The organism is Nocardia sp. NPDC055053, assembly GCF_053608285.1.
In genome coordinates this window covers 1-25718 of sequence record NZ_JBSGVD010000020.1, presented here as the reverse complement: position 1 = coordinate 25718, position 25718 = coordinate 1, and the positions used below count along the sequence as shown (strand labels likewise).

Below are 25718 nucleotides of genomic sequence, written 5' to 3'. Positions count from 1 at the left end.
CGCACCATCTCCCCTGCGGCTGACGTCGGTTGCGGACCTCACTGGGATCTACCGAGAACTCGACAAGCACTGCGCGCGAATTGGAGTCCAGATGCCACGAGCACGACGTGATCGCACCGGCGCCCGGCGCCGAGACCGCAGCGATGCCGAGATCGTCGCCCAGATCAGCAATCCCGCCTTGCGCCGCCTCGCACAAACCGTCGACGGTTTACCGTGCTCAACCCTCAGGCAGATCATCGCGGTCATCGACATGATCCGCGTGGTAGAAGGCGTACACAACGCGGTCACCGATATCTGACCACTGAGATCCCAGGCCCCGTAACTCAGTGCAGGACAGCGTCCTCGAGATGCCGAGTCACACCGCTGTGGCCGCGTGGAAGACCCACGCGGCCACAGCTATCCCTCACGCGTAGGGGTCGCTGACTGCGGTGTATCTGATTTCCAGATACTCCTCGATGCCTTCGAGTCCTCCTTCGCGTCCCAAGCCCGATTGCTTGACGCCACCAAACGGCGCCGCGGGGTTGGACACCACGCCGACGTTGAGGCCCAACATGCCGGTCTCGAGCTGTTCCATCAGTCGAAGTCCGCGGGCAGTGTCTCGGGTGTAGGCGTAGGCGGCCAGCCCGTAGTCGGTGCTGTTCGCCATTGCTATTGCCTCCGGCTCGGTTTCGAACCGGATGATCGGTGCAACGGGGCCGAAGATTTCCTCGCGCAGTAGACAGGAGCCAGGGTCCACATCTGCCAGCACCGTGGGCGGATAGAAGTGGCCGGGACCTGGTAGCGGCGCACCACCAGTGCGTACGACCGCGCCGTGTTCGACTGCGTCGAGTACCAGGTCGTGAACCTTGCGGCGGGAACCCTCATCGATCAGCGGACCTATATGTGTGTCGGGATCGATGCCGGGCCCGACGACGAGTGCGGCCATCCGGTCGGTGAGTTTGTCGGTGAACTCCTCGACCACTGATTCGTGTACCAGGAAGCGGTTGGCCGCGGTGCATGCCTGGCCCATGTTGCGCAGTTTCGCGACGATCGCACCGTCGACAGCGGCATCGATGTCGGCATCGTCGAATACGAGGAACGGCGCATTGCCGCCGAGCTCCATCGAGGTCCGCAATACGTGCGTCGCCGACTGGCTGAGCAGACAACGGCCGACCTCGGTGGAACCGGTGAACGACACCTTCCGCAGTCGCGGATCGGTGATGATCGCCGACACGGTCTGGGCCGCTGATGATGTCGGAATCACGTTGAGGACCCCCGGCGGCAGACCCGCATCGGCGAGGACTCTGGTCAGCAGGAGCGAGGTCAGCGGTGTGAGCGCGGCGGGTTTGAGGACCATGGTGCACCCGGCGGCAATGGCAGGCGCGATCTTTCGTGCGGCCATCGCGAGAGGAAAGTTCCACGGGGTGATCAGCAGCGTCGGCCCGACTGGATATTTGCCGACGAGCAGTCGTGTCCTGCCATCGGGCGCGGTGCCGAATCGGCCCGTCGACCGCACCGCTTCCTCGGCGAACCAGCGCAGGAACTCGGCACTGTAGGCGACCTCGGCGCGGGCCTCGGCCAGCGGCTTGCCCATCTCGTGAGTGATCAGTGAAGCGAATTCCTCGCTACGGGCGGTCACCGCATCGAACGTTCTTCGCAGGATCTCCGACCGGGCTCGAGGCGCGGTCCTGGCCCAGTCTTGTTGGGCGGCGACCGCAGAGTTCAATGCGGCGAGCGCATCGTCGGGCGTCGCGTCGGCGACCGAAGCCAGCGGGATCTCGGTGGCGGGGTCGAACACCTGAAATGTTCTGGCGCCCTGTGCATCCCGCCACTTCCCGCCCTCGTATACCCGTGTTTCGACAGTCTCGATATCCCGGATGGTGGATGGTTTCGTGCTCACCTGATGGCCTTCAATCTTGATCGAAGATGATGATTTGTCGGACGGCTTTGCCGTCGGCCAGTTCGTCCATGGCCGAATTGATCTCTGACAGGTGGATACGCGAGGTGATCAGCTGCTCGACCGGTAGCACGCCATCGCGCCACATCTGCGCGAAGATCGGAATGTCGCGTTCGGGTACGGCCGAGCCCAGATAGCTTCCGGTGATCGAGCGCGCCCCTGACACCAAGTCCAACGGTGAGATGGCGGCGCGGATCTCGGGTCCCGGCAAGCCGACGGTTACGGTTGTCCCACCTGGCGCGGTCGCTGCCACCGCGGTCTCGAAGGCCCTCGCGTTGCCTGCTGCTTCCACAACCACAGCCGCGGTGATCCCTGATTCGATGACCTCTTGCGGAGTGCAGGCCGCAGCACCGGCCGCTCGCGCATGGTTGAGCTTGTCGGGCAACGTATCCACCCCGATGACCTCACCGAGGCCCAGTGCGACCGCGGTCATCAAAGCCGCCATTCCCACTCCGCCCAACCCGACGATCATGACCGGGTCGCCCTGCTGTGGGCGGCCGGCGTTGATGACCGCACCGCCGCCGGTCAGTACCGCGCATCCCAGTACCGCAGCAATGTCCGGCGGCACGTCGTCGTCGACGGGAACCACCGAGCGCCGGTCCACGACTGCGTGAGTGGCGAATCCCGAGACGCCGAGGTGATGGTTGACCGGCTTCCCGCCGCGCCGAAGTCGCACTCTGCCACTGAGCAAAGTGGCTTCGTTGTTGGCTGCGCTGCCCGGCGAGCAGGGCAGTCGTCCGCGGGTCTTACAGGCAGGACACCATCCGCACCGTGGGAGGAAGGTCATGACCACGCGCTGGCCGAGGGCGATGTCGTCGACAGCAGGTCCGAGAAGTTCGACTCGGCCGGCAGCCTCGTGCCCGAGCAGCATCGGTACAGGACGGCGACGATTTCCGTCGACGACCGACAGGTCGGAGTGACAGATACCGGCGGCTTCGATCCGCACCAGGATCTCGCCTGGCCCGGGCGGGTCGAGGTCGAGCTCGTCGATGACGATCGGCCGCGACCGTGCGTAGGGTCGAGGCTGTCCGATGTGTTCGAGTACCGCGCCCAGGATCTTCATTCCGCATCCCTCCCGGTGGAATCACTGCCAGCGCAAGGATCGGCGAGGAAACTCATCGCGCCGCCGCCGCTCGCCGCTGGCGGCCACTGCCGGGGCTCAGTCGCTTCAACACCGACAGGTACGAGGTCGGGAAGAGGCGGGCGACGATATCGGCTGTCATGGCGGACGCCGCGATCAACACGCGCGGCTTGCGGCGGGCGACCCCGTCGAGGATCTGCTCGGCGGCTTTGTCCGCCGGGTAGGTGAGTAGTTTGGCGAATGCGGCTTTGCCTGCTCGCGCTTGTTCTTCCGAGGCCGCGTCGGCGATCCTGACGCCCTCGGCGATCCTGGTGCGGATCCCGCCGGGGTGGACTGTCGTGACGGTGATTCCGTGACCGGCCAGTTCATGACGCAGGGCTTCGCTGAAGCCACGGAGTGCGAACTTGCTGGCGGCGTAGGCGCATTGGCCGGGTGGCGCGATGAGGCCGAACAGGCTGGAGACGTTGACGATGTGGCTGCCCGGTGAGGCGAGCAATGTCGGGAGTAGCAATCGGGTCAATGCCACCGGGGCGCGGAAGTTGATGTCTTGAACCCACTGGAACTCCTCGGCGGTGAGGTCGCGGAAGTTCCCGCCCAGTGCGACACCGGCATTGTTGATCAGCAGCGTGATGTGGGGGTGCCTGGTGAGGATCACCTCGACGGTCGACTCCAGCTTGTCGAGCTCGGCCAGGTCGATGACGTAGGTTGCCACCTCTCGGTCCGGGTGGCCCAGCCGCACCGTCTCGGCGACATTGGCAAGTCGTTCGGCGTCGCGGTCGACCAGCACCATGTTGCAGCCTCGCGATGCCAGACCGTATGCCATCTGTTCGCCCATGCCGCTCGCGGCGCCGGTCACCAGCGCGGTAGCCCCCATGAATTTGTACGAGGACGGTGACATCGAATCTCCTTCAACAGTGGCGCGATTTTTGATCGACCGCCAGTCTGTTGGGCAACATCCCTGCGAACTTGATGTCAGACGACAACTATTTGATCCTGCACGACACTACTGTGGTGTGCGGATCAGCCTCGACTCGTTCGGATCGCCGGTCAGGGTGTCGCAGCGGCGCCGCGGCGGATTGCGCGCGGTGTGGCGTTCCACCAGCGTCGGCAGCATCGCGTCAAAGTCGCTTGTTCACTCAGCCCGACCAAGGCCGCGATCTGACTCATCGGCATGTCCGTGGTGGTGAGGTAGCGGTGAGTCTGGTTGCGACGAACCTCGTCCAGAATGACGGCGAACGACGTACCTTCGGCCGCGAGGCGGCGTTGCAGTGTCCGTGGGTGAACTGCGAGAAGTCGTGCGACGACACCGATCTCCGCGGGCGTAGTACCCAGCGACTGCACAAGGGCCGCATGCACCTGAGTCCTGGTGGGGAGCGCAGGATGAGAAGGCGCCTGTTCTGCCAGGAATGTCAGCGCCAGTCGCATCAAGCTCTCGTCCGCCCCGGATAAGGGCAGGGTTGTGATGCTGCGCGGCACACGCAAGTTCGCGGTCGGACGCGCAACCCGCACCGGCGCCCCGAAGAACCGTTCGTAGTATTCGATCGGGGCGACCGGTCGATACGGCAGATCCACTGAGCGCAAACCGTACCGCCCACCGACCAGGAGCTCGATGGTTCGGTGGAGGAAGCCGAGTCCGAGATCAACGCCCTGGACCGAGATGACCCGTCCACCGGCGGAAACCCCGTAGCGCAGGGCGATGACGCCACGGGCCCCGTCCGGGTCTTCCTCCATCGCGATGCTCATTCCCTGCGCGTGCAGAAACAGATACCGCGAAGCACACTCGAGCGCGTCGGCCACGGTTGGCGCGTTTCGGATCGCCAACGACAGCGGACCCAGCATTCCCAAGTCCTGACGGCTGGCGACTCGCAGGCCAAGATCGGGACAGTCGAGTTCTCGGGCGGCTTGTTCGAGGATCCGGGCGGCCACCAGATCGGAAATGAGCATGTCGTCGCTGTCGAGCGCGACCAACGGCAATCCCGCCCGCTCTGCCAGCTGATCGGCGTTGCCGCCGAGCTCGGCGACGGTGGCGCGGAAACCCCGCAACGCCGCGGAACGAATCATCGACATGTCGCCCAGTATCAAATTTTTGTCGCCTCAGAGCAAGAACTGCCGACCGGGGACGGCAAATACTGGTTGCCATGACAGACGCCCTCCACTCAGCCACCGACTGCGAGCACCTCGATGTCGTGATCGTCGGCGCAGGCTTGTCCGGTGTCGGCGCGGCCTACCGGCTGCAGACCGAGTGCCCGACCAAGTCCTACGCCGTCCTCGAGGCCCGCGACTCGCTGGGTGGCACGTGGGATCTGTTCCGATACCCCGGGATCCGCTCGGATTCGGACATGTTCACCCTCGGCTATCCGTTCCGGCCGTGGCGCGAGGCCAAGTCCATCGCCGACGGCTCCTCCATCCTGCGCTACATCCAGGAAACGGCGAGCGAGTTCGGTATCGACCGGAACATCCGCTACAACACCAAGGTTGTTGCAGCGAACTTCTCCTCCGCCGATGCCCTATGGACATTGACTGTCGAACGGCGCAGCGAGGACGGAACTACGACCGCCTCCACGCTGACCTGCTCTTTCTTCTACTCATGCGCAGGCTACTACGACTACGACCGTGGCCACGCCCCCGACTTCCCAGGCCAGGAGACCTTCACCGGCACAGTCGTGCACCCTCAGTTCTGGCCCGATCACCTCGACTACACCGGAAAGCGCGTCGTGGTGATCGGCAGCGGCGCAACCGCGGTGACCCTGGTGCCTTCGATGGCACCGGACGCCGGCCACGTGACGATGCTGCAACGCTCGCCGACCTGGATCAGCGCCGTCCCGAGCAGGGACAAGATCGCTGACCGGTTGCGCGCCGTCCTACCCGCGACTGTCGCCCATCGCATCATCCGGACGAAGAACATCCTTTTCAGCACAGCCTTCTACCAGTACTGCCGCCGGCGGCCCGACGCAGCGCGCGAACTGCTCATCAAGATGAACACCCGCATCCTCGGCGACGCACAACTGGTCGAGCAGCACTTCACCCCCAGCTACGCCCCGTGGGACCAACGGCTGTGCGCCGTCCCCAGCGCCGACCTGTTCAAGTCGATCAAGAGCGGAGCCGCCGAAGTCGTCACCGATCACATCGAGACCTTCCTCCCCGAAGGTATCCGCCTCCGATCCGGCCGCGTGCTCGAAGCCGATATCGTGATCACAGCAACAGGGCTGCAGCTCAAGGCCTTCGGAGGTGTTCAGCTCCATGTCGACGGTCGCCCTGTCGACCTGCAATCGCAATTCGTCTGGCAGGGCACGATGATCAGCGCAGTGCCCAACTTCGCCATGTGCATCGGCTACACCAACGCATCATGGACCCTGCGCGGCGACCTCACCTCACGTTTGGTCTGTAAAATCCTCAACCACATGGACAGGAACAACCTGGCCGCGATCGCGCCCAAGGCAGACCCCACCCTGCACGAACGCCCCCTGCTCGAATTGGCCGCCGGCTACGTCCAGCGGTCCATCGGCGAGTTTCCCCGTCAAGGCGACCGACGACCGTGGAAGGTCCGACAGAACTACCTCCTCGACTCGCTGACCACGTTGCGCACCGACCTCACTGCCACCCTCGAGGCGATACCCGTCACCACAGCGGGCGATACGTACGCCGCGGCCGACGGAGTCAGCTCCACCGCCTGACTCGCATCGGCCTGAAATAGCCTAGTGCGAAGATCCACGGTCGGCTCTGATCAGTGACGCGCTCGCCCGGAGCGACCCGCCGCTCTGCCATCAAGTCCGTGGACCTCACCTCGATCGGTCATGGGTGAGGTCCACGGCGGTGATCGGTCGCCGCGACCGTGCCGACATAGCCTCCTACCGCCGGCACAAGCCCGCGACAGACCTCGCGTGGCTCTCACGCAACGCCGTCGCACTGTCTCGGTTCCACTCATGCGGCGATCGGTTGGCACACCACCCCGACCTAACGCCCTCTGCCATCTCCGGCCAGCGTTCACCACACCGACTATCGGCAGCGTGGTGGCTCGAGACTTCGGCGAGCTGAATATCCGAACCGTCGACGTAGCGGAATCACGTTTGCGGTCATTGTCGACCGGCCGGATTGGGCATGGCCGGCAAGAGGCCGACGGGCCCTGACCATGGAATTCTCCGCATTTCGGGCATCCTCGCGAAGTACCTCGCAGACCACACCGACCGTGATAGTCCTATATCGCTCCGTAAATGGTCGCAGTACAACGAGGTGGTGCGAAATGGATTTACGATGTCGATCGAGGCTGGCACACATCGCGGTCAGCTGGCCGAGCATTCTCGCGCTGCTCATCGGGGCTGGGGTGTTCATCAGTGCTCCTGCCGCGAGCGCGGCACCTCGGGTTTGCACAGTTCCGGAGGGGGACGCAGCGCCGCAGTCCGCTGCCCCCGCAGAGCTGAATATCGACCGGCAGGCAATGGACGAGGCGATCGCCTTCGCGTCGTCGCGAATGCGGATCAACATCCAGATCTTCCGCAACAACTGTCTCGTCGGTACCGGTCCGTTCAACGCAACAACCGGTAATGTCGCATGGCATTTGTGGAGCTCGACAAAGGCGGTGACGGCGCTGGTCGCCGGAGTCGCTGTCACACAAGGGCTGCTGCGCCTGGACGCACCGATCGGCGACTATCTGCCCGAGGGCGAAGGGGACGCCGCCCATCGCGCGATTACCGTACGAGACCTGCTGACGCAGTCATCAGGCTTGCGGCAGTCACTGGCGGCAGAGGCCCTCACGGCACTGGTTCCCGACCTCAACACTGCCCAGCAAGCCCTGGCTCTGCCGGTGGAGCATCCTCCGGGCACGCACTTTGCGTATTCCCAGCGCGGTCCCGACTTGCTCGCCTACGTGGTGCAGCATGCGGTTGGGCGAGACCTTCAGGAGTTCGCTCAGCAGCATCTGTTCGACCCGCTGGGGATAGACGTCAACGACTACTACTGGAAACGCGACCGTGCAGGCAATACCTACGGGTTCGCGTATCTGTTCCTTCCACCGAACGACTTCTCCAGAATCGGGCTACTTCTGCTCAACAGTGGGGAGTGGAACGGGAAGCGCCTGATCGACACTGCCTACATCGACCAGCTTCGGCAGCCGTCCAAGTCCAACGCTTGCTATGGCTTCCTGGTGTGGCTCAATCAGACTCCCTGCACGGGCGTCACCTTGCCTTCGCAGAAGACGGTCGAGGTTGCGGCGTTCGACCCGATGCCGCCGGATACCTATGCAACCGTGGGATTCTTGCACCAAACCAATTTCGTTGTGCCGAGCCTGAACTTGCTCGTGACCTGGAACGGTGTTCTCGGCGACGTTTCACCTGACCCGAGCACGCTGCTTTCCGTCAACAGCAACAGTGAGCTCTACCGTGAGTTTCTCCGGCTCCTCGCGCGTGCTGTCACCGACGTCGACCTGGCCGATCCGGGGCCCTACAGACCGAGTATGAACCTTGATCTGGACCCGCACGGGGTATTCGATCCCAACGTCCTGATGGCGTCGTTCGGCGTGGGACCATACGCCCCAGCGGGATGCACGTTGGTCTCCTGTGGCGGCACTCCACTGGCCCCGCCGTTCATCAGCCCCGAACCAGCATGCCTTAGCGGAGTCCTCTGCCTGCCAGTGCCCGGAGCACCTCAGCGCGAGGGACAGTAGGTAGCCGCACGAGCACGGCAGATACCGGCCATCCGTTGGAACGCGCGCGATCGTGACCGGTCGTCGACTTCACAATCATGGAGGCAACGCTGCCAGGCGCACCGTTGGTTTGACGGGGCAACGTTTCTGCACGCATTCTGCACGAAAAATGGCTGGCCGACATGAAAAACCATGTCTGACCAGCCATTATGTGTGGTCCCAGCTGGTTTCGAACCAGCGACCTTCCGCGTGTGAGGCGGACGCTCTCCCGCTGAGCTATGGGACCGAACACTGTGCCGAGGGGCTTGAGAGAGCCTCTCGAACGAGATGGAACATTAGCACGGTAGACCGGGGTGACACCAAATCGCCTTGTGAATGGGGGCTTCGGGTTCCCTGGCCGTTCTGTGGGCCGCCGTGTGCGCGCACGGGCCAGCCGGGCCGACTTGCGCATACATCGTTCAATGCGCATATCTACGTTGTTTCATGCCTGTGCGGCTGCACCACACTTGCAGAACAAGCCCGTCCACCGTCGCCGGCGCGGGCGGCTCTAGGCCCCTTCTGGAGCCCACACTCCCCCGCCGACCACCCGAACAACACGTCTGTAATTCACATTTAGGCCTATCTACCAGCCGATTTGTAGTCTGCGCCGACCGTCGGCTAATGTTTTCCTCGCACCACAGAGAGCAGCCAAGCCGACAGGCCGACTGCCTCCGGAAGTGTGAATGCGGATGTAGCGCAGTGGTAGCGCATCACCTTGCCAAGGTGAGGGTCGCGGGTTCAAATCCCGTCATCCGCTCGAGAGGTAGGTTCGGCACTAAGCAATACGCCATCCTCCTTTGCGCGGTGGAGTGGCCGAGTGGTGAGGCAACGGCCTGCAAAGCCGTGCACACGGGTTCGATTCCCGTCTCCACCTCGCGCGATTAGCTCAGCGGGAGAGCGCTTCCCTGACACGGAAGAGGTCACTGGTTCAATCCCAGTATCGCGCACCACAAGAAGGCCCCGGTTTCGACCGGGGCCTTCTTGCGTTTCCTGCCGCACGCGCCGGTCGGTGATGTAACCCAGGTCACTCACGGCCCGGATTCCGTCGGCGCTCCCCTAGGATCGGCACTCGGCGTCGCCGGGCCGGCAATGGTGGCGCGGACCGGCGGTTTGGAGGGTGAGCAGTTGAGGCAGATCCTGTTGTCCGCGGGGATCTCCCTGTTCGTCACCATCACCCTCACCCCGGTGCTGATCCGGGTTTTCGCGCGGCGCGGATTCGGGCAGGAGATCCGGATCGACGGGCCTGCCAGTCATCAGACCAAACGCGGCACACCGACGATGGGTGGGCTGGCGATCGGGGCTGGGGTGTGGGCCGGGTTCCTCGGCTCGCATCTGATCGGATTGCTGTGGGACGCACCGGGGCCCAGCGCGTCCGGCGTGCTGGTGCTGCTGCTGGCTTCGGCGCTGGGCATGGTCGGATTCCTCGACGACTCGATCAAGCTGCGTAAACACCGCAATCTCGGGTTGACCGCGGCGGGGAAGTATCTCGGGCAGATCGGCGCCGCGGTGGTGTTCGCGGTGCTGGCCCTGCGGTTCCCCGGCGCCACCGGGCTGACACCGGCCGGGAACAACCTCTCCTATGTCCGCGACATCAACACGATCGCCTTCGGCTCGCTGATCTTCATCGCGTTCATCTGCCTGCTGGTGGTGGCCTGGTCGAACGCGGTCAACATCACCGACGGGCTCGACGGGCTGGCCGCGGGATCGATGAGCCTGACCCTCGGCGCGTACGTGGTGATCACGCTGTGGCAGTTCGAGAACTCGTGCGAGCTCAGTCCCGGCCGGGGCTGCTACACCGTGCGCGACCCCCTCGACCTGGCGGTGGTCAGCGCCGCGGCGGCCGGCGCCTGCATCGGGTTCCTGTGGTGGAACGCGGCGCCGGCGAAGATCTTCATGGGCGACACCGGGTCGCTCGGGCTGGGTGGTCTGCTGGCTGGGCTGTCGATCACCAGCCGCACGGAACTGCTCGCGGTGGTGCTCGGCGCGCTGTTCGTCGCCGAGATCATGTCGGTGCTGCTGCAGATCGTCGTCTTCCGCACCACCCACACGCGACTGTTCCGGATGGCGCCGTTCCATCATCACTTCGAACTGAACAACTGGCCCGAGACGGCGGTGATCATCCGGTTCTGGGTGCTGGGCGGTATCGCGTCGGCGATCGGGCTGTGCCTGTTCTACGGCGAATACATCACCGCGCTCTAGCCCGGGACTGTCGGTGGGCCCCGCTACGCTGACCCGACACAGCGAGCCGAGCGGGAGGTTGCCCAGTTGAGTGCCGGGAGCGGGCGGGAACTCGATCACGACATCGCCGCCGATGTCTCCTTCGAGCTCGAGGAACTCGACGAACTGGTCGCCGAACTGCTCACCGAGCACGCCGAACGCGCCGCCAGGGACGCGCGGATCGTCGCCCTGCGCCTCGGCATCGGCGGGCAGCGACCGGAAACCCTCACCCGCATCGGCGCCCGCTACGACCTGGCCCGCGATCGGGTCCGGCAGCTCTACGCCAAGGCGATCGGGCAGATCGTGCGGGAAGCGGCCCGCTCCGGGCACCGCTGCGCCGAGGTGTTCGGCCACAGGTACCCGCGCGACGCGGGTGATCTGCGCCTGGTGCGGGAACTGCTGGCCGAGACCTATGCCACCGACACCGATCTGGTGGCGATGGAATGGTCGTACCTGAAGCTGCGCCTGGCTGGGCACGATCAGGCCGATGCCAAGCGCGTCGCCGGGTATGTGATGCAGCGAATCCTGGGCTGGCAGAAGAAGACCGCCAGCATCCTGGCCAAACTGCAGCCACTCGACGAGGCAGGCGAGCTGGGGCCGCTGCTCGACGACGTCGAGTGGTCGGCCGGCGCCGCGGCTCCCCTGCCGGCCGCGTCGGCCCGCGTCGCCGACGGTGACGACGACGGACGCGGCCGGTTCTACCTCGCCACCGTCGGACGCGACGTCGCCTACGACTCCGCCCTGGCGGCGCGCCTGCTGCGGACCCTCGACGCCGACCCGCTGGTGACCGCGTTCCAAGAGGAGCCTGCCGCGCTCACCTACCGCTTCGGCGGCGAGGACCACGTGCACTATCCGGCGGTCGCCGCCCAGCTCACCGACGGCCGGATCGTGCTCGTCGACGTCGTCCCGCTGGGCCGGATCGCCTTCCACCACACCCGAATCCAGAGCGAACTGGGTCGCGCCTACGCCGAGGAGCACGGCTGGGGCTGGCTGACCTGGACCGGTAGTGCCCTCGACCCCGCCCGGCTGCGCGCGCGGGCGACCGACCCGGCGATCGAGGCGCGCATCGCCGCCGATCTGGCGCGAGGTCCCTACGACCGGCGCGCGCTGGCAGCCGTGCGCGCCGAGACCGGCCTGGAACTACTCGACCTGGCCGGGCTCGTGCTGCGCAACGACTGGCAATGGGACCGCACGCCCCTGCGGCTCAGCGCGTCACCAGGGCGCCCGCCATCACCGTGATCACCAGCAGCATCGCGCAGCAGGTGAGCCACTGCCACTGATTGATCGTGCGATCCATCCGCCCGATCGTCGCGCGCAAGCCCATCGCGATCCGCTGCTGGGCGAGGAGTTCGCTGCGCACCCCGGCCATGGTGATGGCCTCGGCGTCGGCGTTCACGCCCGCCCGGTCGATCCGGTGGTGCAGGCGGGTGACCAGCTTCTGCTTGTCCCGCACGGTCTGGCGCGACACCGCCAGCTCCACCCGCTGGTCCCGCAGCTCCCTGCGCTGATGCTCGATCATGGCGGCCTGCGCCGCGGTATGCCGTTCCCAGGTGCCCACCTCGGCCCACCCTCCTGTCGTCAGATCCGCGTGACCCCACTGCATCTCGCCGGTTACCCAGCCCTCGAGGAAGTCACGCAATTCCCAGCTCGCCCGCGTCGGCGCGGCGAAACCCGTCTCGCCCGCGGCGAGGATGCCCTGGTCGATCCGGTAGTCGGCGGCCGCGGGCGCGAAGTCGGCGATACCGACCGCGGGGACCAGCGGCACCCAGTAGCCCTGCGGGCACACCCACAGCACGTCATCGATTCCGGCGGCCTGCAGTCGTTTCCGGTGCGCCTTGGCCGCGGTGATGTCGAGCGGACCGCTGTGCACCTCGACGACGCAGCGGCGGTCGCCGCGCCGCCAGTAGATGTCGACGGGGATGTCGCCGACCCGGGCGTCCACCTCGGCCTCGTCGGCGCCCGCCGCCGTCAGCCTGCCGCAGATCCAGTGTTCGAGTCGCTGGGTATTCCACTGCGTCGCCACACATTCGGGGCAACCACAGCCGTACCCGGTTCGTTCGGGTGCCGCGCGCCTGGTGCCCTCGGAGATGCCGAGTTCGTCGAGCAGCGCCCGTCGTCCGCATACCACCTGCGTGTCACTTCGCCGCTTCGTCCTCACACCATCACTTCCTCACCGAGCACCCTGACGTGTACCAGCGCCCACGCCGTGGTCTCCAGGTTGACGCAGCCGCCGACACACCGCCAGCCCCCTTGACCCGCGCTCGGGTGCGTCACCGGCTGGTGATCGAGATCACACCAGCGACTCTGCTTGTATATCAAGCTATTTCATTGTGCCAACGTCGCAGAACGTCGCTGAGATCTTGATCATTTCGATACAAAAACCGGGCCTGTTGCCCGTCCGTTTCATCCCGATTACCGATCGGTTCGGCGCGTCGCCGATCCGGTCACCGGGACATCGCGGGGACGCGATCGGGGCCACCGGTGGATATGATCGCTGCGGCCGGGGCGGGCACGCTCGCCGAGCACGGGAAGTAGGGTGTGCATGAACCACGCTGAGCACGACGAATCCATCGGGTCGATGCTGGCGAGTATCGCCGCGGCGCTGCGTGAGGTCAGTGACAAGCTCGATATCGTCGCCGCCCGGGTGCAGCAGGAAGTTCCGCCCTTCCCCGCCGACGAGGACCTCCCCGACCAGACCAGGATCCGCAGGCTCGAATCCTGGGCATTCCATGCGTCACAGGACATTTCGCGCCTGAGTTCCCGGTTGGACGCACTCGACGGCGGAGATACCGAGCAGGCGCCGCCGCGGGCAGGTCGCAGCCGCCGGGAAGTCCGTGAGGCCGCGGAAGCCGCCGAGCGCGCGGCCGCCGATCGGGACGAGGGGGTGGCCGAGCCGAACCGCGCCGTCGACGCCCCTCGGCCCCCGCTGGAACGCCGCCACTCCCGCACCGATCACCTTGGCGACCCGACCTGGCCTATCTCCGTCGCCCCGGTTCCCCGGCCCTCGGCCGCGTTCGAGCCGGCCGGTGAGGTCGCGGGGGTCGCGGCACTGCTGGGGTCCGAGGGCGCTCCGCGATCGCCGTTCACGGCACCGGAGGTCGAGTCGCGTGCCGGTCGTGTGGCCGCGCAGGTCGCCGTGTCGGACGACAGAGCTGATGCGCGGACGAACGGCGCGCAGGCTGGCGATCGCGCGCAGCGGCTGAATGGAGCACGTTCCGCGGCCGCCGCCATGAACGGCGCGCAGGCAGCGGACCGCTCCGCACTGAACGGCGTAGCGTCCAACGGCGCCCCGTGGCCTAACGGTGCGGCGCCCCTGCGCAATACGCAGGCTGCGAACGGCGCAGGAGCGGTGAATGGCGTTTCGGCGATCGACGGCGCTGAGGCGGTCGAGGCGCAGTCGCTGAACCATGCGCCGAGCCAGATCGGCGATGCGGTGTCCTCCCCCGCCCGCGATGCGGTGTCGGCGCAGGACGGCGGCACACAGTCGGTCGTAGTCGGCGGGGCTGACTCCACAGAAGCCGGGCACACCCGGAACGGGCAGTCCCTCGGTCACCGATCGGGTCCGGTCGGCGCCTCTTTGCCGAGTGCCACCCCCGTCCCGGCGTCATCGCCTGTCGGCGTTCCAGCGCCGACCGGCGCGCCAGCGGCCATGGGCACTAGGTCGGCGGGTGCCGACCAGCTCTCGGCCGCGCAGCATGGCCGCCTACCGGTGGCGGAGGCCGACGGCGTTGAGACTTCCACCGCAGCGGACAGCACGGCGAATTCGACATCGGGGAACGGCATCGGAGTGGCCGAGAGCAATCCGGTGGATGGCGGACGGGAACTCGACGATGCCGAGATCACCGTGCCCGGCAGGGTTGCCGCGCAGTCGGGGACGGTGGGTGGACGTCAGGGTGTTGAGGTCTCGGATGACAGTGTGATCCAGGCTCTCGAATGGCAAGTCACGCAGCGGTTGTCGAGCACTGGGTCCGGCCGGGGTGACCGGACGGCCGGTGCGGGGCGCGATGCCGACTCCGGAGACCGTGCCGGGTCGATCTCGGCGCTCGGGCGTGACGGCACCTCCTCGGGAACGAGGTCCGACGATTCGGCGACGCTCGGATCGTCCTCGCTTCCTGGCAGCGCGGAGGTCGGTGACGTCGTGCGCGGTGGTGACGTGTCGCTGTCCGGCATCACCGCCGATCAGGCGAATACCGCTGCCATGCATGCGGTGCCGGAGAGACGGGACGGCGTCGGACAGCGCCCCGACGTCGAGCGGGCGCGGCCGGTGGGCAGGCCCGCCGAGGCCACGGCCGCACCGGTCGGGGATGCCGGAGCGCGGGCCGGGTCGTCGGATGCCCAGTCCGGCACCGGCATCGACGCCACCGGGGGCGAAACCACCCGGGCAGTGAGTGACCCGCGGGCGGCCGGTCTCACCGCGGGCGGCCGTACCGAGCCCGCGACGAACGGTTACTCGGCCAACGGATTCGGTGCGCCGGCGACCGTGGCACCGACCCCCACCTCGGGTTCCACCGCCAACGGCATCCACTGGACATTCACCGACGAGGACGCGACACTCCCGCCTCCGAGCCGGAACGGGCACGCCCGCAACGGATTCACCGGTGGTGACGCCGCGCACCGCACCGAGTCGATCTTCGACGACTTCACTCCCCGCGAACACCTCACCACCGGCCCGTCCGGCGACGAAGCGCCCACCCCCGCGGGCCCGCCGGCCCGCCTATCCGCGCCCAAGAGCCACGCCGAGACCGGCACCAGCGGTGTCGACGCCGCGACCCCTGGCCCCGATTCCACTCTCCCCCACGGCAACTTCCCCGACCTCGGCACGCCCGCCGGTGTCACCGCTGCCACCAACGGCCGCGGACCTGCCCTCGATCCCGCACCCACCTACGGCACACCTACCGATATCGGCGGACTCGCCGATATCGGCCGCTCGTCGAACCACGGCGGATTCGACGCGACCGCCGACGACCGGCGGCCCGCGGGCCTCGACCCCGCGGCCGCTCCCAGCACACCCGCTGATTTCGGCACACCGCCCAACCTCGGCGCTACCACCAACGGCCACGGCGAGCTCACGCACAGTGCGCGCACCGGCTTCGGCGAACCGACGAGCCCGAATGGTTCCGCCAACGGGCGCGCGTCCTTCGATCCCACGGTGAACCACGGTGCGCCGTCCGGTTTCCCGGCGAGCGCGGGTGATGTCGCGCCGGCGACGAGTCCGCTCGATCGAGTGGTCGCCGATCCGGCTCCGCCGACCGCGACCGATGCCGCGGGGATCACGGTGACCGGGACTTTCCGTGCGTTCGATATCGAGCGCGCGCATGTCGACAAGTTGCAGGCCATGCTCGACGAATTGAAGCGGTCGGCCGGATTGCCGCCGGGGCGGCGGGACGTGTTCGGTCCGCCGACGACGGAGGCCGATTAGGCCGGTGCCGCCACGGGCACCGGGTCGGGTTTCGGTGTGTCGTGCAGGACGGCGCCGATGAGGTCGCGCAGGGCACGGTGACCCGCGTCGGCGGTGTTGCGCGGATGCCAGGCCATCGCGACGACGGGGGCGGGCAGCGGGAGGGGGATTTCGAACATCGTCAGGCCGAGGGCGGTGCGGGCGGGCCGGGACAGGAGTTCCGGTACGGGACAGACCAGTTCGGTCGAGCCGACGGTGAACAGGGCGGTGGCCAGGTCGGGCACCGTGGCGAGCACGCGCCGGGTGCGCCCGTGCAGCGCCAGCCGGTCGTCGATGGGGCTGTGGGTGCGGCCGGTGGCCGAGACTTCCAGGTGCTGGGCGGAGGCGTAGGCGGCGACGGTGGGCCGGTCGGCGCCGAACGGGTGGCCCGCGGCGGCGACGCCGACCCAGCGGTCGGCGAACAGGCGCTTGACGACCGTCTCGGGATCGGTCTGGCCGATCATGCCGACCTCGACGTCGACGCGCCCGTCCCGCAGCGCTACCGCGGCATCGCCCGCGTCGGCCGCCAGCAGCCGCACCGTCACGCCGGGTAGCTGGGCACGGACCGCGGCCAGCAGCGGACCGGTCAGCCGCGCGACCACCGAATCGGCCACCCGGACAACGAAATCCCGATGCCGCCCTGCCCCGTTGCCGTCGCGGGTGGTCAGCAGCAACCGCGCTTGATCGACCAGGCCCGCGACATCGTGGCGCAACTCCAGTGCGCGTGGTGTCGGCACCAGCTGCCTGCCGGAGCGCACGAGCAACGGATCGCCCAGCACGGCACGCAACCGGGTGAGGGTGCGGCTCATCGCCGAGGTCGACGTGTGGAGACGTCGGGCCGCCTCGGTCACGCTGTTGGTGTCGAGCAGCGCGTCGAGGGCGAGCAGCAGGTTCAGATCCAGCGCATCCACGCCAGGATTATCACCAACGCGATGATCGCCGCCAAGTGTCGCGACGGCACCGCTCCGGCGTGTCGGCTACCCCTCGGCAACCGGCGCCGGCGCCGCGGGGACGGCCAGCGGGCGATCACGCAGGACCCGGCGGTAGGACGCGGGACGTACGGGACGCACCCACTGCGCCAGCCTGCTGGCCAACGGCAGCGGCGTGCGCAGATCATCGAGCATCTCGTCGATATTGCTCAGCGAGAACGGGATCACCGTCGCGCCGTGGGCGTGGTTGCCCCCGGTGCGTTCCCGCGACCAGGACAGCCGCTCGTCGATCTCGGAGTTCATCTGCTCGGGCATGGGCGGCACGAACTTCCCGGTGAGCAGTCCGGCGATCCAGTGCGCGCCGACTTCCGCGTTGAGGGTGCTCACGTTCGAGTTGTTGTAGCCAGCGAAGGTCAGGTTGGGGATCTCCACCGGCAGGATGTTGCGGTAGAGCCGGAAGTCGCCGACCTCGTCGGTGAGGCCGCGCCGGACGAACGGGGTCAGGAACGGCACCTCCTGGCGGTATCCGGTGGCGCACACGACGACCTCGGCCAGTTTCAGGGTGCCGTCGGACAGGCGCACCGCCGGCCCGTGCTGCCCGCCGATCAGATCGGTGACGTCGGTATCGCGGTGCACGGTGATCCGGCCCGCCTCGACCTGTTCGGCGAAGCCCTCGGTCGCCAGGCTCGCACTGCTGGTGGCGATGTCCTCGAATTTTCCTTCCGGCAGCAGACCGAGCTCACGCAGCCGCAGCTTGCGGGTCACCCGTTCCTGCACCAGGTCCATATCGGCCTCGCGCAGGCTGAGCCGGTCGAGCAGACGTTCGGCCCGGCGCGGTTCCCTCGACCGGAAGTGCGCCTCGCCCATCCGGGTCAGCAGCAGGCGCTCGTAGTCGATGCCCGCGCCGAACGTGCGCGGCATCTTCCAGGTGAGCCTGCGCGCGACCACGCTGGTGTCGTCGGCGAAGTGGCTGATCGCCTCGGCGACATCGGTGGCCGACTTGCCGTAGCCGATGACGACCACGGAGCGGTCACGCACCTGTTCCAGGTCGTGGAACTCCGAGACGTGGCACAGCCGTCCGCCCGCGGCGCGGAAGGCCGCCGCGCCGGACAGCGTCGGCATCACCGGGTCGCTGAACACGCCGTTGGCGACGATCAGGTGATCGCAGGAGGTGCGCCGCACGCCGTTGCCGTCGCGGACCTCGAGCAGCCAGCCGCTGTCAACCGGGTCGGCGGCGATCACCTCGGTGCCGAGGCGCAGGTGCTCGGCCAGGCCGAACTCGTGCACGTACCCGGCGAGGTAGGCCTGGATCTGCTGACCGTCGGGCCAGCGGGGAAAGTCGTCCGGCATCGGGTGATCGCTGAAGTGGTACGTGAATTTGCTGTTCTGCGCGCGCAGACCCGGATAGCGACGGGTGGCGCTCCACACACCTCCGACATCAGGGGCCCGGTCGAACACCTCGACCGGGAATCCCGCCCGACTCAACACTTTCGCGCAGGCCAAACCCGCAACTCCCGCACCGACGATCCCGATGCGGCTACCGCTCGTCATGGCGAGGAGAGTACTCGGCACCGCGGTAAACCTGCCACCGCCGCCGGGCCGACCCGTGCTGTACTGGAAAGATGACCAACAGTTCCGTCGTCGTCGATCGGGCCGGGCTCTGGGATGCCGAGGAGCTCAGCGATGTCGCCGCGGCCACCTTTCCGCTGGCCTGTCCCCCTGAGGCCACCCCGGGCGACATCGAGATCTTCCTGGACCAGATGCTCTCGGGCGAACGGTTCGGCGAATACCTGTCGGACCCGGACCGGATCGTGCTCAAGGCGGTCGAGGGCGACGAGATCGTCGGCTACGCCATGCTCGTCGCGGGCAGGCCGAGCGATCCCGAGGTCGCGGCCCAGGTCAGCGCAGGTGCGGTGGTCGAGCTGAGCAAGATGTATGTGCTGCCGGGTCATCACGGCAGCGGCGTGTCCGGTGCGCTGATGGAGGCCGCGGTCGCCACGGCACGCGAGTCGGGCGCGGGCGCGGTGTGGCTGGGCGTCAACCAGGTCAACGAGCGCGCGCAGAACTTCTACGCCAAGCACGGATTCGTGCGGGTGGGCACCAAGACCAATACCGTCGGCAATCAGGTGCACGCCGACTATGTGTTCGAGCGGAAGCTGCTCAGCTGAGCAGTGCGGACCGCAGCGCGGCGACCTCGGTGCCGGTCAGGCCGAGGCCGTCGCGGACGTAGCCGTCGAAGCTGCCGTAGGACTGGGTCGCCTGGTCGAAGGCGGCGTCGAGCCAGCTCTGCTGCACGCCGTTGAGCGGGTCGGCAGGCGCGGCGTCGCGGTAGGCGTTGGAGGCCAGGTAGTCGGCGGTGACGGTGTCCCGGTCGACGCCGAGCAGCGTCAGCAGGACCGCCGAGGTCCAGCCGGTGCGGTCCTTGCCCGCGCTGCAGTGATAGAGCACGCCGGCGCCGTCGGCGGCGATGATGTCGCGCAGCACCGCGGCGAACGCCGCGTTCGCGCCGGGGGCGATGAACGCGCGGTACATGCCCTCGCCGCCGAACAGGGCACCGGCCAGGACCAGTGGCGGCGCCTGGCCGATCACGTCGTAGGCGTTGCCGGTCGCGCCGGCGGGGAGCCGGTCGGCGGCGAGGTCGCGTTCGTAGCCGGTCCGCAGGTCGTCGACGACGCGCACGCCGAGTGCGCTCAGCCTGGCCAGGTCATCGGGGGTCGCCTTGTCCAGCGCGCCGGAGCGGAACACCAGCCCCGTGCGGACCCGGTGTCCGTCGGTGGTGCGGTAACCGCCTGCGTCCCTGGCGTTCTGCACACCGGACAGGCCGATCAGCCGATCGACGGTCCCGGTGTCACTGCTGGGCGCCGGCGCGGCGGCGGCCTGGCCGACGACCGGACCGAGCAGCACCGCCACTCCGGTCGCGGCGGCCAGGCTCGCGCGCGCGGCACGACTACGGGTCACGGTGAAACTCCTTCGACGACGCCGGGTCACGGCAGAACGTACCCGGCGCCCGCGTCCTACGCGGCGGCGGCCTCGAAGCGCGAGAGCGCCAGCAGACGCGAGATCGCGCGCAGGTACTTCTTGCGGTAGCCGCCGTCGAGCATCTCCTGGGAGAAGATCTCGTCGAGCTTGGCACCCGAGACGGTCACCGGGATGCTGGCGTCGTAGAGGCGGTCGGCCAGCACGACGATGCGCAGGGCGACGGCCTGATCGGTGACCGGGTGCACGCCGGAGATGAACACCGAGGACACCCCGTTGATGAGCGCGCCGTACTTCGACGGGTGCAGCGTGCTCAGGTGCTTCAGCAGCGCGTCGTAGTCGTCGAGGGTGGAACCCGGTGTGGTGGCGGCCCGTTCGGCCAGGATGTCGGGCGAGGTCGGCTCGGGGGCGGGCGGCAGGTCGCGGTGGCGGTAGTCGGGGCCGTCGACGCGCACCGGCTCGAAGATGGAGCCGAGCTTCTTGATCTCGCGCAGGAAATCCTGGGCGGCGAAACGACCCTCGCCGAGCTGGCTGGGCAGGGTGTTCGAGGTGGCCGCGATGGAGACGCCTGCGGCGGAGAGCTCGGTGAGCAGGCGCGAGACCATGGTGGTGTCGCCCGGATCGTCGAGCTCGAACTCGTCGATGCACAGCAGGCTGTTGCCGGAGAGACGCTCGACGGCGTTGACGAAGCCCAGCGCGCCGACCAGGTTGGTCAGCTCACCGAAGGTGCCGAACGACTTCGGCGCGGGCGCGCTGTGGAAGGTCGAGGCGAGCAGGTGGGTCTTGCCGACGCCGAAGCCACCGTCGAGGTACAGGCCCGCGCCGGTGACGGCCTTCTTCTTGCCGAAGAGGCTCTTCTTGGAGCCGGCCTTGTGGATCTTGGCGACCTGACCGGCGAATTCCTCGGCCTTGCGGACCGCGGCCGCCTGGCTCGGTTCCTTGGGGTCGGGAATGTAGGAGGCGAAGCTGACCTCGTCGAACATGGGCGGGGGCACCATCTGCGCGACGAGCTGGTCGGCCGGGACCTCCGGATGGCGATCGACGAGGCGTTCTTGCATGGACAAATCGTACGGACGTGGTTGCATCGGTTCCTATGCAGCGTATCCACAATGTGACCCAGCTCGCAGACCTCGACGACGACGCACTGGCCAGGTGCTATGCCTATCCCCGGCACCTGGAGCGTCCCTGGGTGCGGGCCAACTTCGTCAACAGTATCGACGGCGCGTTCACCGTGGACGGCGTGTCCGCCGGGCTCGGCACCGATGCCGACCACCGGGTATTCACGCTGCTGCGTGAGCTGGCGGAGGTGATCGTCATCGGGGCGGGCACGGTGCGCGCGGAGAACTACGGCGGCGCGCACCCGGATCCGGATCGGCGCCGCGCGCACTTCCGGCACGGCATCGGCGGATCGGCCGACGGAACGCCGCCGCCGATCGCGGTGGTCACCGCGAGCGCGCGGCTGGATCCGGCGTCGAAGTTCTTCACCGACGCCGAGGTCGCGCCGTTGGTCATCACCACCGCCAGCGCCGGCGCCGACCAGGTCGCCGCGCTCGAGCAGGCGGGCGCGCAGGTGGTCATCGCCGGTGAGGCCGCGATCATGCCGTCCGCGCTGGTGCGGGTGTTCGCCGAGCGCGGCCTGCACCGGGTGCTGTGCGAAGGCGGGCCGCATCTGTTCGGGCAGCTGGCCGAGGCGGATCTGGTCGACGAGTTGTGCCTGAGCACCGCGCCGATGCTGGTCGGCGGGGCCGGCGGGCGAATCTCGCTGTCGGCGACCACTTTCGACACCCCGATGAGCCGCAAACAGCTGGTGCTCGCCGAGGACGGCACCGTGCTGGCCCGGTGGGCCCGTCGATGAAACCTGGCGCCGAACCTGGCAGTGTGTAGCCCATGCGCTGGACTCGGGCCGCGGCGACGGCCGCGACACTGTCGATCATGCTCGCGGGCTGCGGAGCCGGACCGTCGGATCGGCCCGTCGTCGCCGTCGAGCGCCCCGGGGCTGGCGGCGGGCAGACCGAGGAACCCGCTGTGCCGGATCTCGCCAAGGCCGAGGTCCCGAAAACCGACCTGGCCTGGAAGGACTGCACCGCGTCGACCCTGGGTTCGCTCGATTTCGGCGCGGCTCCGGCAGGCCTGGTCCTGGAGTGCGCCGACTTCGCGACCCCGATCGACACCGCGGGCACCGTGCTCGGCACGTTCCGGGCGGGCGCCCTGCGGGCCCGGCTGCCGCAGACCCCCGCCGACGCGGCGCCGCTGGTGCTCACCTCCGGCGCCGACCGCTCGTCGGCCTCGACGCTGGCGGGTCTGGCCGTCGGCCCCAACAGCGCGTTGCTGGCCGCACAGCCGATCGTCGCCGTCGACCGGCGCGGGATCGGCGCCTCCCAGCCCATCGACTGCATTCCCGCCCAGCTGCGCGCGGTGATGGCCGATCTCGGCCAGTTCGGGGTCGGCAGCGACGATCAGGTCGGCGCGGTCGCCGGCTACAGCCAGGACGCGACCATCGCCTGCCGTGACTTCCTGCAGCCCTACGAGGGCACCTTCGACGCCCCGCACGCCGCCGACGACATCGAGCAGCTGCGCAAGCAGTGGCAGGTCGAGAAGATCAACCTGATCGGCACCGGCAACGGCGCCAAGGTCGCGCTCAGTTATGCCCGCCGCTACGGCGACCACCTGGCCCGGCTCGTGCTCGACGCCCCCGAGCCGGTCGGCGCGGACGCGACCACGATGGCCGAAGCCGCCGTCACCGGCGCCGAGGCCGCCCTGACCGCCTTCGCCCAGCGCTGCAAGGCCGCCAACTGCGCGCTCGGCCCCGACCCGCGCGCGGCGGTCATCGCGCTGATGAACAAGGCCACCACCGGCGCGCTCGGCGACATCTCGGCCGCCGACCTCGCCACCGCGCTCACCGGCTTCCTGTCCAGCCCGCGCGGTGACCAGGCGAGCCGGGTGACCGCGCTGGCCGACATCCTCGCCGCCGCCGACCGCGGTGATCGCGCACCGCTGGCCACGCTGGTCACCCGCGAAACCGCCGCGATCAACTCCGACGGCGAGTTCGTCAACCGCTGCACCGACAGCCAGCAGCCACCGACGCCGGACAAGGCGCGCGAGCTCACCGGAACCTGGGCGAGCAAATATCCGGTTTTCGGGCGGACCGCCGCGATCGACCTGATGGTGTGCTCCGCCTGGCCGGTCTCCACCGCCCCACCACTGCCGACCGAGCTCGAGCTGCCGGTGCTGGTGTTCGCCGGCGCCGCCGACCCGATCGTGGGCGGTGCCGCTGCCTCGGTGACCGGTGCGCTCGGCGCGGCGGGCGCCCGGCACGCCACGATGACCTGGCAGGGCTGGGGGCATCCGGTCGTCGCCCACTCCGGGTGCGCGCAGAAAGCCGTCGCCGACTACCTCGCCGAGGCGAAATTGCCCGCCGACGGCGGCGCCTGCCCCGCCTGATCCCGGTCGGACGACCAGGTGGTCGCGGCGCGTCCGACGGGTCCGGCGACACCATCGCTACCGGATCCGGTGTACCGTGCCCCAGTGTTGTTCCGACAGCTCGAGCCCCGTACCGCGCGCACGACCGCGGATGTGATCAAGTTCGCTCTGTGGCCGTTCGCGGTCATGACCGTGCTGAATCGTGTCTTCATCAAGGCGATCAACGGATTCGTCACCGACGATTACCGTCCGGTCTACAACGCCTCGTTCGAATTCCTCAACGGCAGGCCGTTGTACACCGCCGACTTCTCGTCGGTCGATCCGCACTACCTCTACTACCCGAGCGGAACACTGCTGATCGCGCCGGTGGCGATCATCGAATACGAACTGTCGCGCTGGCTGTTCATCGGGCTCAACGCCGTCGCGATCCTGCTCGCCTGGTACCTGCTGCTCCGCCTGTTCAAGTTCGGTCTCGGCTCCATCGCCGCGCCCGCGCTGCTGCTGGCGATGTTCGCCTCCGAGACGGTGACCAACACGCTGGTCTTCACCAACGTCAACGGCTGTCTGCTGCTTGCCGAGCTGGTGTTCATCCACCTGCTGTTGGCGCGTCGAGACCTGTGGGCCGGTGTCGCACTCGGTTTGAGTATCTCGGTGAAACCGACGCTGGCGCCGTTGCTGCTCGTCGCGGCCGTTCGCGGCCAGTGGAAGGTCTTCATCACCGCGCTCGGTGTGCCGTTGACGCTCACCGCGATCGCCTGGCCGCTGTCGGCGGACCCCGAGAAATTCTTCACCCGTGTCGTGCCGTATCTGGCTGAGACGCGCGACTACTTCAACAGTTCGGTCGGTGGCAACGGGCTCTACTTCGGGCTGCCGCACTGGATGATCCTGCTGATCCAGGGTCTGATGATCGGTGTCGTCGCGGTGACGCTGTGGCTGCTGTGGCGCTACTACCGTCACGACGAGCTCTTCTTCGTCACCACCTTCTCCGGTGTGCTGCTCACCGCGTCGTTCCTGCTGCTCTCGCTGGGCCAGATGTACTACTCGATGATGCTGTTCCCGTTCCTGATGTCGGTGGTGCTGCGTAATTCGGTGCTGCGCAACTGGCCCGCCTGGCTGGCGATCTTCGGGTTCATGACCTACGACAAGTGGCTGTCGGATCGCTGGCAGGCCACCGGACGCACCCTCGAGTACCTGCGGGTGACCTTCGGCTGGGGGCTGCTGCTCCTCGTCGTGTTCTGTGTGCTCGGCGACCGCTACCTGGCCGCCCGGCGCGAGGGCAGGCTGAAGTTCGGGATCGACCCGGCGTGGATGGCGAGCGCGCCCGACTCCCGCGACGGCACCGAGGACGAGCAGCAGGCGGCGGTCTCCCCCGCGCCGGATCGCGACGATCCGGTCGCGCCGGAAGAACCCGCCGACAACCGGGAGCCCGCGCTGAAGTAGGGATCGGCCGGTGACGCTCGCGGCGCGCACCGGCCGAAACCATTAGCGTGGAGTGATGAGTTCATCGTTGCCCACGCCGCGCATCCAGCTGACGCCGCAGCAGTGGCGGGCGAAACTGGATCCGCAGGAATACTCCGTCCTTCGTGAGGCCGCCACCGAGCGCCCGTTCGTCGGCGAATACACCGACACCAAAACCGAAGGCGTCTACACCTGTCGCGCCTGCGATGCCGAATTGTTCCGCAGCACAGAGAAATTCGACTCGCACTGCGGCTGGCCGTCGTTCTTCGACCCCGCCGATTCCGACGCGGTGATCCTGCGCGCCGACGACAGCCTCGGCATGCGCCGGGTGGAGGTGCTGTGCGCCAACTGCCACAGCCATCTCGGCCACGTCTTCGAGGGCGAGGGGTATGCCACCCCCACCGACCAGCGCTACTGCATCAACTCGATCGCGTTGCGCCTGCGGCCACAGGAATCCGCCTAGCACCTTCCCGGCCCCGCACGCCCCGACCTCGAGGAGGGGCCGCCGCGTCAGCGGCGGTTCGCGGCCGTCCCGCCGGTCAGGTGCCGTTGCGTACGCGACGTAGGAGCAAGCAACGGTGCCTGAC

The 25718-nt window shown here is 67.9% G+C and carries 20 protein-coding genes and 4 tRNA genes; 14 read left to right on the top strand and 10 right to left on the bottom strand.

Annotation, left to right across the window (positions count from 1 at the left end):
• Positions 1-91 precede the first annotated feature (91 nt).
• Positions 92-298 carry a hypothetical protein gene (locus ACWF82_RS21190; RefSeq protein WP_452503557.1) on the top strand — a complete coding sequence of 69 codons (207 nt, stop codon included), beginning with the start codon at positions 92-94 and terminating at the stop codon, positions 296-298.
• A gap of 105 nt (positions 299-403) precedes the next feature.
• On the opposite strand, the gene ACWF82_RS21185 is transcribed toward ACWF82_RS21190, so the two are convergent.
• The 4 genes from ACWF82_RS21185 to ACWF82_RS21170 form a co-directional block, all read right to left on the bottom strand.
• A complete protein-coding gene (locus tag ACWF82_RS21185; RefSeq protein WP_452503555.1) occupies positions 404-1879 on the bottom strand; it encodes an NAD-dependent succinate-semialdehyde dehydrogenase in 1476 nt (491 codons plus the stop codon).
• Positions 1880-1889: 10 nt separating this feature from the next.
• Positions 1890-2999, bottom strand: a complete 1110-nt coding sequence (locus ACWF82_RS21180; RefSeq protein ID WP_452503553.1) for an alcohol dehydrogenase catalytic domain-containing protein — start codon at positions 2997-2999, stop codon at positions 1890-1892.
• 52 nt (positions 3000-3051) lie between these two features.
• Positions 3052-3915 carry an SDR family NAD(P)-dependent oxidoreductase gene (locus ACWF82_RS21175; protein WP_452503551.1) on the bottom strand — a complete coding sequence of 288 codons (864 nt, stop codon included), beginning with the start codon at positions 3913-3915 and terminating at the stop codon, positions 3052-3054.
• A gap of 149 nt (positions 3916-4064) precedes the next feature.
• Entirely contained in the window at positions 4065-5084 is a 1020-nt protein-coding gene (locus ACWF82_RS21170) for an AraC family transcriptional regulator (protein WP_452503549.1), read from the bottom strand.
• A 71-nt stretch (positions 5085-5155) separates the two neighbouring features.
• Here ACWF82_RS21170 and ACWF82_RS21165 point away from each other — a divergent pair, with 71 nt between their 5' ends.
• Both ACWF82_RS21165 and ACWF82_RS21160 read left to right on the top strand, forming a co-directional pair.
• Positions 5156-6691 carry a flavin-containing monooxygenase gene (locus ACWF82_RS21165; protein ID WP_452503547.1) on the top strand — a complete coding sequence of 512 codons (1536 nt, stop codon included), beginning with the start codon at positions 5156-5158 and terminating at the stop codon, positions 6689-6691.
• 761 nt (positions 6692-7452) lie between these two features.
• Positions 7453-8676 carry a serine hydrolase domain-containing protein gene (locus ACWF82_RS21160; RefSeq protein ID WP_452503545.1) on the top strand — a complete coding sequence of 408 codons (1224 nt, stop codon included), beginning with the start codon at positions 7453-7455 and terminating at the stop codon, positions 8674-8676.
• 193 nt (positions 8677-8869) lie between these two features.
• Here ACWF82_RS21160 and ACWF82_RS21155 read toward each other — a convergent pair.
• Positions 8870-8941, bottom strand: a tRNA-Val gene (locus ACWF82_RS21155).
• A gap of 438 nt (positions 8942-9379) precedes the next feature.
• Between ACWF82_RS21155 and ACWF82_RS21150 the strand changes: the two genes are divergently transcribed.
• From ACWF82_RS21150 to ACWF82_RS21130, 5 genes are all read left to right on the top strand, one after another.
• Positions 9380-9451, top strand: a tRNA-Gly gene (locus ACWF82_RS21150).
• Between the two features lie 46 nt (positions 9452-9497).
• Positions 9498-9568, top strand: a tRNA-Cys gene (locus ACWF82_RS21145).
• A gap of 1 nt (position 9569) precedes the next feature.
• Positions 9570-9644: transfer RNA gene (locus ACWF82_RS21140), tRNA-Val, on the top strand.
• 175 nt (positions 9645-9819) lie between these two features.
• The gene (gene mraY / locus ACWF82_RS21135) at positions 9820-10893 is read left to right on the top strand and encodes a phospho-N-acetylmuramoyl-pentapeptide-transferase (protein WP_452503543.1); all 1074 of its coding nucleotides are present in this window, start codon (positions 9820-9822) and stop codon (positions 10891-10893) included.
• A 66-nt stretch (positions 10894-10959) separates the two neighbouring features.
• The gene (locus ACWF82_RS21130; protein WP_452503541.1) at positions 10960-12150 is read left to right on the top strand and encodes a hypothetical protein; all 1191 of its coding nucleotides are present in this window, start codon (positions 10960-10962) and stop codon (positions 12148-12150) included.
• Here ACWF82_RS21130 and ACWF82_RS21125 read toward each other — a convergent pair.
• Complete coding sequence (locus tag ACWF82_RS21125) at positions 12116-13069, bottom strand: hypothetical protein (protein ID WP_452503539.1); 954 nt, start codon at positions 13067-13069, stop codon at positions 12116-12118. The genes ACWF82_RS21130 and ACWF82_RS21125 overlap by 35 nt on opposite strands.
• Before the next feature lie 384 nt (positions 13070-13453).
• Here ACWF82_RS21125 and ACWF82_RS21120 point away from each other — a divergent pair, with 384 nt between their 5' ends.
• Positions 13454-16330: a hypothetical protein gene (locus tag ACWF82_RS21120; protein WP_452503537.1), complete on the top strand. Its 2877-nt coding sequence runs from the start codon at positions 13454-13456 to the stop codon at positions 16328-16330.
• Here the strand turns inward: ACWF82_RS21120 and ACWF82_RS21115 are convergent.
• Positions 16327-17259 carry a LysR family transcriptional regulator gene (locus ACWF82_RS21115; RefSeq protein WP_452503535.1) on the bottom strand — a complete coding sequence of 311 codons (933 nt, stop codon included), beginning with the start codon at positions 17257-17259 and terminating at the stop codon, positions 16327-16329. The two genes, ACWF82_RS21120 and ACWF82_RS21115, sit on opposite strands and share 4 nt — an antisense overlap.
• A gap of 66 nt (positions 17260-17325) precedes the next feature.
• On the bottom strand, positions 17326-18828 hold the full coding sequence (locus tag ACWF82_RS21110) for a flavin-containing monooxygenase (protein WP_452503533.1): 1503 nt from the start codon (positions 18826-18828) through the stop codon (positions 17326-17328).
• Between the two features lie 71 nt (positions 18829-18899).
• Here ACWF82_RS21110 and ACWF82_RS21105 point away from each other — a divergent pair, with 71 nt between their 5' ends.
• Positions 18900-19445: a GNAT family N-acetyltransferase gene (locus ACWF82_RS21105; protein ID WP_452503531.1), complete on the top strand. Its 546-nt coding sequence runs from the start codon at positions 18900-18902 to the stop codon at positions 19443-19445.
• Here the strand turns inward: ACWF82_RS21105 and ACWF82_RS21100 are convergent.
• Positions 19438-20235 carry a tyrosine-protein phosphatase gene (locus ACWF82_RS21100; protein WP_452503529.1) on the bottom strand — a complete coding sequence of 266 codons (798 nt, stop codon included), beginning with the start codon at positions 20233-20235 and terminating at the stop codon, positions 19438-19440. The genes ACWF82_RS21105 and ACWF82_RS21100 overlap by 8 nt on opposite strands.
• A gap of 56 nt (positions 20236-20291) precedes the next feature.
• A complete protein-coding gene (gene zapE / locus ACWF82_RS21095) occupies positions 20292-21311 on the bottom strand; it encodes a cell division protein ZapE (protein ID WP_452503527.1) in 1020 nt (339 codons plus the stop codon).
• A 35-nt stretch (positions 21312-21346) separates the two neighbouring features.
• On the opposite strand from zapE, the gene ACWF82_RS21090 reads away from it, so the two are divergent.
• The 4 genes from ACWF82_RS21090 to msrB all read left to right on the top strand — a co-directional run bounded on the left by ACWF82_RS21090 (position 21347) and on the right by msrB (position 25594).
• A complete protein-coding gene (locus tag ACWF82_RS21090; RefSeq protein WP_452503526.1) occupies positions 21347-22108 on the top strand; it encodes a pyrimidine reductase family protein in 762 nt (253 codons plus the stop codon).
• 32 nt (positions 22109-22140) lie between these two features.
• A complete protein-coding gene (locus ACWF82_RS21085; RefSeq protein WP_452503524.1) occupies positions 22141-23694 on the top strand; it encodes an alpha/beta fold hydrolase in 1554 nt (517 codons plus the stop codon).
• 84 nt (positions 23695-23778) lie between these two features.
• Entirely contained in the window at positions 23779-25113 is a 1335-nt protein-coding gene (locus ACWF82_RS21080) for a glycosyltransferase family 87 protein (protein ID WP_452503522.1), read from the top strand.
• Positions 25114-25168: 55 nt separating this feature from the next.
• On the top strand, positions 25169-25594 hold the full coding sequence (gene msrB, locus ACWF82_RS21075) for a peptide-methionine (R)-S-oxide reductase MsrB (RefSeq protein WP_452503520.1): 426 nt from the start codon (positions 25169-25171) through the stop codon (positions 25592-25594).
• Positions 25595-25718: the final 124 nt, after the last annotated feature.